Origin of the sequence: Cupriavidus sp. a3 (assembly GCF_051015765.1) — a bacterium.
GTDB lineage: Bacteria > Pseudomonadota > Gammaproteobacteria > Burkholderiales > Burkholderiaceae > Cupriavidus > Cupriavidus oxalaticus_A.
The window spans coordinates 489,946-501,266 of the sequence record NZ_CP170644.1 but is presented as its reverse complement, the minus strand read 5'-3'; the positions used below and the strand labels follow the sequence as shown (position 1 = coordinate 501,266).

At 64.0% G+C, this 11,321-nt stretch carries 9 protein-coding genes; 1 reads left to right on the top strand and 8 read right to left on the bottom strand.

The annotated features are described in order from the left end of the window. Nucleotides 1-70: 70 nt before the first annotated feature. The gene (locus ACAD63_RS24275) at nt 71-1,102 is read right to left on the bottom strand and encodes a hypothetical protein (protein WP_240745826.1); all 1,032 of its coding nucleotides are present in this window, start codon (nt 1,100-1,102) and stop codon (nt 71-73) included. A gap of 158 nt (nt 1,103-1,260) precedes the next feature. Then, nucleotides 1,261-2,274, bottom strand: coding sequence for a carbon-nitrogen hydrolase family protein (locus ACAD63_RS24270; protein WP_135703058.1), 1,014 nt, complete (start codon nt 2,272-2,274; stop codon nt 1,261-1,263). 350 nt (nt 2,275-2,624) lie between these two features. Here ACAD63_RS24270 and ACAD63_RS24265 point away from each other — a divergent pair, with 350 nt between their 5' ends. Next, nucleotides 2,625-3,584 (top strand): GlxA family transcriptional regulator, encoded by a 960-nt coding sequence (locus ACAD63_RS24265; RefSeq protein ID WP_133095736.1) that lies wholly within the window; start codon nt 2,625-2,627, stop codon nt 3,582-3,584. Between the two features lie 205 nt (nt 3,585-3,789). Here the strand turns inward: ACAD63_RS24265 and ACAD63_RS24260 are convergent, their stop codons facing one another. The 6 genes from ACAD63_RS24260 to ACAD63_RS24235 form a co-directional block, all read right to left on the bottom strand. Continuing rightward, nucleotides 3,790-5,247: an AdeC/AdeK/OprM family multidrug efflux complex outer membrane factor gene (locus ACAD63_RS24260; protein ID WP_135703059.1), complete on the bottom strand. Its 1,458-nt coding sequence runs from the start codon at nt 5,245-5,247 to the stop codon at nt 3,790-3,792. After that, nucleotides 5,244-8,396 carry an efflux RND transporter permease subunit gene (locus tag ACAD63_RS24255; protein WP_135703060.1) on the bottom strand — a complete coding sequence of 1,051 codons (3,153 nt, stop codon included), beginning with the start codon at nt 8,394-8,396 and terminating at the stop codon, nt 5,244-5,246. Before ACAD63_RS24255 ends, ACAD63_RS24260 begins: the two co-directional genes overlap by 4 nt. 27 nt (nt 8,397-8,423) lie before the next feature. Beyond that, nucleotides 8,424-9,581 (bottom strand): efflux RND transporter periplasmic adaptor subunit, encoded by a 1,158-nt coding sequence (locus ACAD63_RS24250; RefSeq protein ID WP_434034462.1) that lies wholly within the window; start codon nt 9,579-9,581, stop codon nt 8,424-8,426. Between the two features lie 186 nt (nt 9,582-9,767). After that, nucleotides 9,768-10,061: a DsbA family protein gene (locus ACAD63_RS24245; protein ID WP_135703062.1), complete on the bottom strand. Its 294-nt coding sequence runs from the start codon at nt 10,059-10,061 to the stop codon at nt 9,768-9,770. A gap of 100 nt (nt 10,062-10,161) precedes the next feature. Beyond that, a complete protein-coding gene (locus ACAD63_RS24240; RefSeq protein ID WP_135703063.1) occupies nt 10,162-10,653 on the bottom strand; it encodes a YkgB family protein in 492 nt (163 codons plus the stop codon). 207 nt (nt 10,654-10,860) lie between these two features. Next, nucleotides 10,861-11,166 (bottom strand): carboxymuconolactone decarboxylase family protein, encoded by a 306-nt coding sequence (locus ACAD63_RS24235; protein WP_133095741.1) that lies wholly within the window; start codon nt 11,164-11,166, stop codon nt 10,861-10,863. Nucleotides 11,167-11,321 lie beyond the last annotated feature (155 nt).

The window sequence follows — 11,321 nt, the reverse complement described above, 5'->3', positions numbered from 1 at the left end:
GCTGGCCTCGTTGCGCCGAAATGCAGTGCGCTGGATATCCTTGACTACAAGGGCGCAAGGGCACAAAGGCTCAAGGGGGGCCGTCGAAGGCATCAAAGCGTATATCGGGCGCGTCGGTATTATGCCGCGACGGCACGACCCTCCCGAAACGCACGGAACGCGCCTGTAGCGCGGTAGTTTCGGCCACGGAGGTGTGGTGCGCGCGGCCGGCGGCATCACGCCACTCGACACGGCTTATATCGGCGTTGTCGTCGGCAACATACATCGAGCGCAGCATTGCGAAGCCTGACATGTCAGCCGCCGCGGACTTGTTGGAGGATCGATAGCTCGGCTCGAATGTCACATCGAGCGCGGTGCGCTCGCGGCTCACTTCGATCAATCGCACGCTGGCCTCGCCGCCTGCGATGAAGCGCAGTCGAATGGTTCGCCCCTTGGGGTCGATATCGATATCGGCGATCTCCACAACGGGTCTGCCAGCCTCCGTTATCGGGCCAATCAGAAACGATGAGCCGTATGAATTGCTGCTAGCGGGTGCTGCCGGCAATGGCTTGGCCCGCCAGTACCCGTCGGGGGGGTACAACACCAGCACTTGCGTCTCGCGCAATTTTCCAGCGTGCGAGTGCTTTACATAAAACTGCAGCAGATGGAACTCCTGATACACGCTGCCCCACACCGCCACTGGCACAGACCGTGTCCGCCAGAACGTCTCGTAGGTATTGCCTTCGATGGCGAGATCAGGCCCGTCGTAGATTCGCACCTTACGTGGCTCGAAGCGACGGCCCGGATCCGCGCGGGGCGAATTTTCGCCGAAGTCGCAGTTGGAGAAGTCCGGCGGCGGATAACGGAGCTCGCGAACCTTGCCGAGATATGGCGGATGTAGCGCCTCTACGCGGAAACGCTGGATTGCCGGCGAACTCAGTACGAACGAGACGTTGTCCTCCTCGGTGCATTGGGTCGGCGCGGTGAAGTTCCGCACCTCGATGGTCACGGGTGCGGCGCTTGCTGATCGGGGAGCGCCAGGAACCAGCGAATAGACAGCCGCGATTACGGCGGCAAAAAGATTGGCTTGCCATGACCTGGGGAATCCGTCGGATTTTGACATGTAAGCATCGTAGGCGTTGGCGCAGGCTGCAATGAGACTATCGCGCCGTGGTCATTGGCGCTCGAATTCGCGGATCACCGCGTATCTCCATGGCGCACGACCTCCGGATGACGCATGAGCAGCTTCGGAGAACGCGGCGTATTCGAGTGGATACCTCTCTATGCGGTCAGTGTAGGACTGGGTGCTACTGTGGCGTGCAGGTCTCCCGGCTCTTGATGGACGGGCGATCCGGCATGCGCGGCGCGCTCGTGCAGGTGGGCGGTATCCGTGCGGTCGATCATGAGACTAAGCAACTCTGGTCTGTTGTAGTGTCCCGCCGAGTCCATCAATACCTTGCGCCGGTCGATCAAAGAGAAATCAAGATCGGCGACGACCTCACCCTCACCCGAGCGGATAGGTTCGCCCAACAGCATGCCGTCCGGCGCCACGATAGTGGTCAGGCAACCGCCGGAAATCGGCTCGATGTCGCACCCCGTATCCCTAATGATTTGCGCCTGCTGGTCAGGGTCCAGCCACGCTGTTGCGTTCACGACGAAGCAGCCGGACTCAAGCGCATGCTGCCGGATATTGATTTCCATCCTTTTGGCAAACCCTTCGCCGAAGGCTGACCCCGGATACATGGCCGAATGGATCTGCTCGCCGTCGGCGATCATCGCGTAGCGCGCGAGCGGATTGTTGTGCTCAAAGCATGCGAGCTGGCCGATTCGTCCGACCTTGCTGTCGACCGCGCGAAGGCCCGATCCGTCGCCCTGCCCCCAGATCATGCGTTCGAAATAGGTGGGCGTGATCTTGCGGCGGCGCTGGATCAGGGTCCCGTCCGCGTCGAAGAGCAACTGCGTGTTGTAGATGGTGCCTCCGTCACGCTCATTTACACCAATGGACACCACCATGCCGGCCTTGCGGGCCGCCTCGGCGATCGCGTGGGTGGCCGGGGACGGCACCGTCACGGACTGCTCGAGCAACCTGAGATGCTCATTTCCGGCAAGAAGCTGAAGGCCCGTCTGGACCGCTGAAAAATACGGGTAGTACGGCACCACGGTTTCCGGAAACGTGGCGAACTGCACCCCCTTCTCACCAAGCTCCCGGATCTTCCGCACGACTTTATCCACGGTTGCCTCACGGCTGTAAAGCACGGGGCTGATCTGGACTGCTGCTGCTTTGATGACTGTCATTTGAAAAATTTCCTTTGAATGGGACGCGGCATCGTAGTGCCGCATCGAAGTTGGATAGGTGTATCCAGTGCCGAGCGTCGATGTGGCTGCCTCCGGCTCACGGTGGGTCCGTCTCAGAACCCGCTGGGTCCGGGCAGGCGACCAAGGACTTGTTCGACTCGGCGCGACAAGGCAAGCAGCTCACGGCCAGCTGCCGCATCGAGCTCGAGCCCGAGTGGAAGGCCTTCAGAGTTCAGTGCCATCGGGATGCTGATACCCGGCGGTCCGAAGCAATTGGATGGCTTTGACAGATACAGGATAGGGGCCTAGGCTTTAGCTCAAATGACCAACTTCCCTCCTTTTAGGCCAACATGAAACGCGTCGGACTCGTGGTGTTCCCCGGCTTCCAGATCCTCGACATCGTGCCGGTCTCCGTGTTCGAGCTGGCTAACGCTGCTGCACCCAGGGCGGCTTATGACATCCATGTCGTCTCCGAATCTGGCGGTGCGGTGAAGAGCTCGATGGGCACGGCCGTCCAGACCGTTGCGCTGGATCCGAACATCTATGACACAATCATCATGGCCGGCGCGACCACGCCTCAGCCGTCATCGCCCAGGCTCCGAAAGCTGCTCGCGCGTGCTCTCGAGCCCACCCGGCGCATGGCCGGCATTTGCACCGGCGCCTTCGTCCTGGCCGAGGCCGGCATCCTGGAGGGCCGGCGGGTGACAACGCATTGGGCACATGCGCGTGAGCTTCAGCGGCGCTATCCGTCGATCCGGGTCGAAGAGGATCGGATCTTCATACGCGACGGCACCATCTGGACCTCGGCCGGCATGACCGCCTGCATCGACCTCGCGCTGGCGCTGGTGGAGGGCGACCTGGGCAGCGACGTGTCGAGAGCGGTCGCAAGACAGCTGGTCGTACACCATCGGCGCTCGGGTGGGCAGTCGCAGTTCTCGACGCTGTCGGAGCTGGAATCCAGGTCCGATCGCATCCAGGCGGCACTGACCTACGCCAAGAACCACCTGCGCGAAGACCTGTCGGTGGAGCGGCTCGCCCATGCCGTCCACATGAGCCCACGCCACTTCAGCCGAGAGTTCCGCTTGAACACCGGTCAACCTCCTGCGCGCGCCGTCGAGCGGCTGCGCGCGGAAACGGCTCGCATTCTTGTCGAGGCGGATCGGCTCACCATCGAGCGCATCGCGAGTGAAACCGGCTTCTCCGATCCGGAGCGAATGAGGCGGGCGTTCCTGCGCGTCTTCGGCCAACCGCCTCAGGCGTTGAAGCGGGCGGCCCGCTCGCGGCTTGCAGCGGATTCGGCTCAGCTCTAGTGCTAGTGCGAGTGCGCTTTCGCGCCCTCAGGCACGGTGAACGCCAGTGTCACTATCTGTCCGGGGAACACGCTGCTTAAAGAATCTCGAACAGCACGTTGACGTTGCCGCGAAGGGAGCGCGAGTATGGGCAGGTCTGGTGAGCGGTTTCCACCAACTGCCTTTTCACAGAGCCCAAATGAGAACGCGCGGGAGATTCACAAATCTACAAATCCCCGCCAACCCTCGTATCGGTGCGCTTGCCGGTCTGGTCGTGCCAGCCGCCGCCCAGGGCCTTGTACAGGTTGACTTCACTGGAGAGTTGTTCGAGCCGGGCTTCGATCAGCAATTGTTGCGCGTTGTAAAGCGAGCGCTGCGCGTCCAGCACGGCAAGGTAACTGTCGACACCCGTGCGGTAGCGCCGGTCGGCCAGGCCATAGGCGTCCTGGGCAGCTTCCACGAAGCGGACCTGGGCCTGGAGCTGGCTGGTGTAGGTGCCCCGCGCCGCCAGCCCGTCGGCCACCTCGCGGAAGGCGGTCTGCACCGTTCGCTCGTACTGGGCGACGTTGACGTCCTTCTGGATGGTGGCGTAGTCCAGACTGGCCCGCAGGCTGCCGGCGGTAAACAGCGGCAGATTGATGCGCGGCTGGAACAACCACGTGCCGGAGCCGGCCCCGAACAGGCCGGAAAGCTGGCTGCTGGCGGTGCCCGCCGATGCGGTCAGGCTGATGCTGGGGAAGAACGCCGCCCGCGCGGCGCCGATATCGGCGTTGGCGGAGCGCAGCCGGTGCTCGGCCGCGAGCACGTCCGGACGGTTTTGCAGCAGGTCTGAGGGCAGCCCGGCCGGCACATCGGCGAACAGCTTCTGCTCCAGCGGCAGGCCTTCCGGCAGGTCCGCTGGCAGGTTCGTGCCGAGCAGCAGCACCAGCGCATTCTCATCCTGGGCAACCAGCCGGGTGTAACGCGCAAGGCTCGCACGGGCGGTTTCCACGGCGGTCTGCGCCTGGCGCAGGTCCAGCCGGGAAGCGATCCCTTCCTCGTAACTGCGCCGGGTCAGGCCATAGCTGCGCTCATAGTTGGCCAGGGTTTCCCGGGTCAGCCGCAGCAGGGTTTCATCGGCGCGCTGGGTCAGGTAGGCGCTGGCAACGCCCGCCACCAGCGAGATCTGCGCACTGCGGCGTACCTCTTCGCTGGCGAAATACTGTTCGAGCGCGGCTTCGCTGAGGCTGCGCAGGCGGCCGAACAGGTCGATCTCCCACGCCGTGGTGCCCAGCGACACGCCGTACTGGCTGCTGATCAGGCGCTGTCCGGTGGCGGACAGGTCGGCGGGAATGCGCTGGCGCGTGCCCTGTGCGGCCGCGCCGATGGCGGGAAACAGGTCGGCGCGCTGGATGCGGTACTGTGCCCCGAACGCCTCCACGTTAAGGACGGCCACGCGCAGGTCACGGTTGTTCTCCAGCGCCAGTTCGATGAGACGGCGCAGGCGCGCATCGGCGAAGAATTCGCGCCAGCCCAGCTCGACCGCGGGCACCTGGCCGGCTTCGGCGGCGGCATCGGCGGGCAGGTAGGCCGGGCCCTGCGGGTACGCTGCCGCCACCGGCGAGGCCGGGCGCTCATACGTGGGAATCAGGCTGCAGCCGGCCAGCATGGCCATGGCGGCAGCGCAAGACAAGGTCTTCTTCATTCGAGCGCGCCTTTTTCCACGGAGGCGCCATGCGGCTGCGGCCTGCGCTTGCGTCCGAACATGGAGGTGACAGCAACAAAGAACAGCGGCACCCAGAAGATCGCCAGCACCGTGGCAGTGATCATGCCGCCGATCACGCCGGTGCCGATGGCGTGCTGGCTGCCGGCACCGGCCCCGGTCGACACGGCCAGCGGGAACACGCCGAGCATGAAGGCCAGCGAAGTCATCACGATGGGGCGCAGGCGCAAGCGGCACGCCTCCACGGCGGCCTCGACCAGCCCCTTGCCCTGCTCGTACTCGCTCTTGGCGAATTCCACGATCAGGATGGCGTTCTTGGCTGAAAGGCCGATGGTGGTCAGCAGGCCCACCTGGAAGAAAACGTCATTCGACAAGCCGCGCCCCAGCGTGGCAAGCAGTGCGCCGATCACGCCGAGCGGCACCACCAGCATCACCGAGAACGGGATCGACCAGCTTTCGTACAGCGCAGCCAGGCACAGGAACACCACCAGCAGCGAGAGCGCATAGAGCGCCGGAGCCTGCGAGCCCGACAGCCGTTCCTCGTAGGACAGGCCAGTCCAGGCATAACCCACGCCTGGCGGCATCTGCTTCATGATCTCCTCGATCGCGCTCATGGCCTCGCCGGAACTGCGCCCCGGCGCAGGCTCGCCGAGCACTTCCACCGCGGCCACGCCGTTGTAGCGCTGCAGCTTGGGCGAGCCATAGCCCCACTTGCCGTCGGCAAAGGCTGAGAACGGCACCATTTCGCCCTTGTCATTGCGTACAAACCATTTGTCGATATCGTTCGGGTTCATGCGGGAATCCGGGCGGCCCTGCACGTAGACGCGCTTGACCCGGCCGCGGTCGATAAAATCGTTGACGTAGCTGGAACCCCAGGCGATCGACACCGTGCTGTTGATGTCAGCCAGCGAAACGCCGAACGCGCGCGCCTTCTCGTCGTCGATCACCAACTGGTACTGCGGCTGGTCATTCAGGCCATTGGGACGCACGCGCTGCAGCACCGGGCTTTGCGCGGCCAGCGCCAGGAACTTGTCACGCGCGTTCATCAGCGCCACGTGGCCAATGCCGGCCTGGTCCTGCAGGTAGAGGTCAAAACCGGTGGCATTGCCCAGCTCCTGCACCGCGGGCGGGGCGAACGCGAACGACATCGAATCGCGAAAACTCATGAACTTGCGCTGTGCGCGCGCGGCCAGGTCGAATACGCTGGTGCTGTCCCCGCTGCGCTGCGCCCATGGCTTGAGCAGAATGAATGCCAGGCCCGAGTTCTGGCCGCGGCCGGCAAAGTTGAAGCCGTTGACGGTAAACAGCGATGCCACCACGCCGCCCTCTTCCTTGAGCAGGTACTCGCGCATCTGGTCGAGCACCTTCTGCGTGCGCTCGGCGGTGGCGCCGGCAGGCGTCTGCACCTGGGCGTACAGCACGCCCTGGTCTTCTTCGGGCAGGAATGAAGTGGGGATGCGCGTGAACAGGAAGCCCATCACCACCAGGATGGCCACGTAGATCAGCAGGAACGGCAGGCGGCGCTTCAGGATGCCCGACACGCTGCGTTCGTAGCGCTGGGTGGTCGCGCTGAACCTGCGGTTGAACCAGCCAAAGAAGCCGCCCTTGTTCTCGCCATGATCGCCCTTTTCGATGGGCTGGAGCATGGTGGCGCACAGGGCCGGCGTCAGGATCAGCGCGACCAGCACCGACAGCACCATGGACGAGACAATGGTGATGGAGAACTGCCGGTAGATCACGCCGGTCGAACCGCCGAAGAACGCCATCGGCAGGAACACCGCCGAGAGCACCATGGCAATGCCCACCAGCGCGCCCTGGATCTGGCCCATCGAGCGCCGCGCGGCCTCCCTGGGCGGCAGGCCTTCCTCGGCCATCACGCGTTCGACGTTCTCGACCACGACGATGGCGTCATCCACCAGCAGCCCGATGGCCAGCACCATGCCGAACATGGTCAGCGTGTTGATGGTGTAGCCGAACGCCGCCAGCACGCCAAAGGTGCCCAGCAGCACCACCGGCACGGCGATGGTGGGAATCAGCGTGGCGCGCACGTTCTGCAGGAACAGGTACATCACCAGGAACACCAGCACGATGGCTTCCATCAGCGTCTTCACCACTTCCTGGATGGAGCCTGCGATTACCGGCGAGGTGTCATACGGAAAGACCACCTTCATCCCGGGCGGAAAGAACGGCTCCAGGCCATCCAGCGTCGTGCGGATGGCGCGCACGGTTTCCAGCGCGTTGGCCCCCGCGGCCAGCCGCACGGCAATGCCCGAGGCCGCCTGGCCGTTGTATTGGGCGTTGATGTTGTAGTCCTGCCCGCCCAGGCCCACCTCGGCCACGTCCTTCAGGCGTACCTGGGAGCCGTCCGGATTGACCTTGAGCAGGATGTTGCCGAACTGCTCGCTGGTCTGCAGCCGGGTCTTGCCGATCACGCTTGCGTTGAGCTGCTGGCCCCGCACCGCCGGCAGGCCGCCCAGCTGGCCCGAGGCCACCTGAACGTTCTGCGCCCTGATCGCGTTGCTCACGTCCAGCGGCGTGAGCTGGAAGCTATTGAGCCGGGCCGGGTCAATCCATACCCGCATGGCATACTGCGCGCCGAACACCTGGAAGTCGCCCACGCCGTAGGTGCGCGACAGCGGGTCCTGAAGGCTCGAGACAATGTAGTTCGACAGGTCTTCGCGCGTCACCTTGGGATCAGTGGAAATCAGGCCCACGATGACCAGGAAGTTGCGCACCGACTTGGTCACGCGGATGCCTTGCTGCTGCACTTCCTGCGGCAGCAGAGGCTGCGCCAGCGCCAGCTTGTTCTGCACCTGCACCTGGGCAATATCCGGATTGGTGCCCTGCTCGAAGGTCACCGTGATCGTCATGTTGCCGTCGGCGTTGCTTTCGGAGGAGATATAGCGCAGGCGGTCCAGGCCGTTGAGCTGTTGCTCGATCACCTGCACCACGGTGTCCTGCACCGTCTCGGCGGAGGCGCCGGGGTAGTTGACCGAGATGGCGATGGTGGGCGGCGCGATGGCCGGATACTGGCTGATGGGCAGCGCACGGATCGACAGCACGCCGGCCAGCATGATGACCAGCGCGATCACCCACGCAAAGATGGGCCGGTCGATAAAGAAGTTGGACATGGCTACTCCCTCGCCCGGGCGGTGCGCTCAGCGCTTGGCTGCGGATGGGGCTGGTGCGGATGCACCCGCCACCGGCGCACCCGCCCCGCTCCCGGCCTGGGCTACGCGCACTTTTGCCCCGGGCCGCACGAACTGCAGGCCCTCCACGATGACGCGGTCGCCGGCACCGAGCCCATCGGACACCAGCCACTTGTCGCCAACGGCGCGCTCGGTGCGGATCTGGCGCAGTTCCACCTCGTCCCTGGCATTGACCACCAGCGCCGTCGCCTGGCCCTTGAGATCGCGCGTCACGCCCTGCTGCGGCACGAGCAGCGCATCGGTCTTGACGCCTTCACGCAGGCGGGCATGGACAAACATGCCCGGCAGCAGCTCATGGCGCGGGTTGGGAAACACCGCGCGCAGCGTCACCGAGCCGGTGCCCTGGTCCACGGCCACTTCAGAGAACTCCAGGCGGCCGGTTTCGGGATAGCGGGTACCGTCTTCGAGCACCAGGCTGACCTGGGCCGCGTTGGTGCCGGCACTCTGCAGCGCACCATTGGCCAGTTCGCGCCGCAGCCGCAGCAGCGACGAAGAGGCCTGGGTCACGTCGACGTAGATCGGGTCGAGCTGCTGCACCACTGACAGCGCGGTAGCCTGGCCGTTGGTCACCAACGCACCCTCGGTCACATTCGAGCGTCCGATGCGGCCGGAGATCGGCGCCAGCACCCTGGTATAGCGCAGGTTGATTTCTGCGCGGTCCACCGCTGCCTGCGCCTGCAGCCAGGCAGCCCTGGCCTCGTCATACTGCTGCTTGCTGACCGCCTCGTCACCGACCAGGCGCCCGTAGCGCTCCGCCAGCAGGCGGGCGGATTCCAGCGTCGCCCTCGCGCTCTTGTAGGTGGCCTCGTAGGTAGATGCGTCGATCTGGTAGAGCTGCTGGCCCTGCGTGACGTCGCTGCCTTCCTTGAACAGGCGGCGCAAGATGATGCCATCCACTTGCGGCCTGACCTCGGCAATGCGGAACGCCGTGGTGCGCCCCGGCAGCTGGGTATCCAGCGTCAGTTGCTCGGTCTTGAGCGTGACCACGCTCACTTGCGGTGGCGGCGGGCCCGCGGCCTCCTTCTTGTTGCCGCATCCGGCAAGCATTGATATGGCGATGGCCAGTGTGACCGGAACCCGGGCGCTGCAGCCGCGTGATCGTTGCATTGCGATGTCCCGCTAGGAATGAAGCCGAGTCTGTCGCTGGCGAACCGGTTAGCCGGCGAAGAGTTCCAGGTGACGCAAACGCCATGCCCGCAATTGGTCCAGCGGCAGCGTCGGTTGCTGGCGTAGCCAACGAAGTCTAGCGCGACTCGAAGAATTGGTTCGGCCGATTATCGGCCGCTCGTATTTTCAATCACTTACGCGGTGGCCTGACAGATGATGGGCCTGGTCGTAGCGGGACCGATCCCGCAAACGGCCAAGCCCTTTGAACTGGGACATTTGTGAGAGCCCCTTACCGCAGAAATCCTCCGGCAACGGGGGCGCAGCAGGCGGCCGGAGCATCAAGGCACGCGCGGTGAGCTCAACTGGCATGACCTGTGCCAGACGCTGAACGCGTAGTGTCGTCAAATAGCAGAAGGGGCAAAGAAAATCGGTCCAGATATCGATTTTCAACGGACGCTGGCCCTTGGAAATGGCATTCATGATGTTCCCTTTGTCGTGGGCGACGTTAAGCGCGATAGAACCGGAGCTCACGGAGAATTGCCCGCTTCAGTCACGGAACATGTGCGTGGCATGTATTACGTCAGGATTGCTCCGCCTGCCAACGTGCCAGCGCCGTGCGCAGCAGGGAAGCCGACGCTGCCAGCAGCACGAGGTCCTTCAGCAGGAACTGGCCGATCGGCGCGGAGATCGCCGGAAACCCGCCGGCAGTCGGCTCGGCAACGCCGGGGGTGGTGACAAAGAACGTCAGCGTGATGGCGTACGTCGCGCATGACATGGCTGCACCCAGTACCGCCACCCTGTGATGGAATGCGCCGACGGCCAGTGTCACCGCGGTGGACAGTTCCATCACGCCAATGACAGCGCTGGCGCCACGTACACCGAATGCGTCGATAAGCCAGGCCATGAAGGGGCTATTCGCGATGAACGGCGCAATGCCCTGCGCTTCATAGCCGGTGAACTTCATCCCGCCGAACCAGAGAAAGACGACAACCAGCGACCAGCGCAGCAACGCCTCGTGGTTGTTGGTGGCTTCGCTGGTGCGCGTTGTGGCGACGGATGTGATGGGTTGCATATTTACTCCTCAACGGATAGGTGGTGTGGTGGAGGAGCACGCCCCGGTGGCGCAGGCCTCCTTTCCTGTCATTGCGAGGACGCGCATGCGCGCGTTCCGGCGGCCGGCTCCAGCTGTGCCGGAGCCTGCGATTCAAAAAAACCTTTGTCCCAGGGACGTATCAAGCGCGTCCCTTACGTGGATTCAGTCGTGGGTTCAGTCGTGGGTTCAGTCGCGGAACAGGTGCGTGGCATGCGTGACTGCACCGCCCGCCCGGATTGCAGCGGCCACGAGCGCGGCTTCCGCAAGTTGCGCATTGGTAGCGCCGGCATCGTGGGCGGCCTTGGTATGCAGGGCGATGCAATACGGGCACTGCGTCGTCAGCGCCACGGCCACCGCAATAATCTGTTTCTGCTGCACCGAAAGCGCGCCATCTGCAAAAGCTGCGTGGTCAAATGCACGGAAGCTCTTCATCGCTTCAGGAGCGTTTTCGTCCAGCTTCTTCAAACGGGCAAGATCCTTCATATCGAACATCGAAAACTCCATCAAGGTTGGGATTGGAGTAGGTATGATAGGAAGGGCAAGGTTCCACTTGGTCTTAGTTTGGTTTCAATTCGTCCAATGATGGCATCCGCCCCTTCCGCACATCGTGTGCTCGAACATTTCCTTGCCACGCTCGGCATTGGCCT

Coding starts and splice junctions, on each gene's coding strand:
- ACAD63_RS24275 (WP_240745826.1), bottom strand. CDS start 1,102: ATGTCAAAATCCGACGGATTCCCCAGGTCATGGCAAGCCAATCTTTTT.
- ACAD63_RS24270 (WP_135703058.1), bottom strand. CDS start 2,274: ATGACAGTCATCAAAGCAGCAGCAGTCCAGATCAGCCCCGTGCTTTAC.
- ACAD63_RS24250 (WP_434034462.1), bottom strand. CDS start 9,581: ATGCAACGATCACGCGGCTGCAGCGCCCGGGTTCCGGTCACACTGGCC.
- ACAD63_RS24245 (WP_135703062.1), bottom strand. CDS start 10,061: ATGAATGCCATTTCCAAGGGCCAGCGTCCGTTGAAAATCGATATCTGG.
- ACAD63_RS24235 (WP_133095741.1), bottom strand. CDS start 11,166: ATGTTCGATATGAAGGATCTTGCCCGTTTGAAGAAGCTGGACGAAAAC.
- ACAD63_RS24265 (WP_133095736.1), top strand. CDS start 2,625: ATGAAACGCGTCGGACTCGTGGTGTTCCCCGGCTTCCAGATCCTCGAC.
- ACAD63_RS24240 (WP_135703063.1), bottom strand. CDS start 10,653: ATGCAACCCATCACATCCGTCGCCACAACGCGCACCAGCGAAGCCACC.
- ACAD63_RS24255 (WP_135703060.1), bottom strand. CDS start 8,396: ATGTCCAACTTCTTTATCGACCGGCCCATCTTTGCGTGGGTGATCGCG.
- ACAD63_RS24260 (WP_135703059.1), bottom strand. CDS start 5,247: ATGAAGAAGACCTTGTCTTGCGCTGCCGCCATGGCCATGCTGGCCGGC.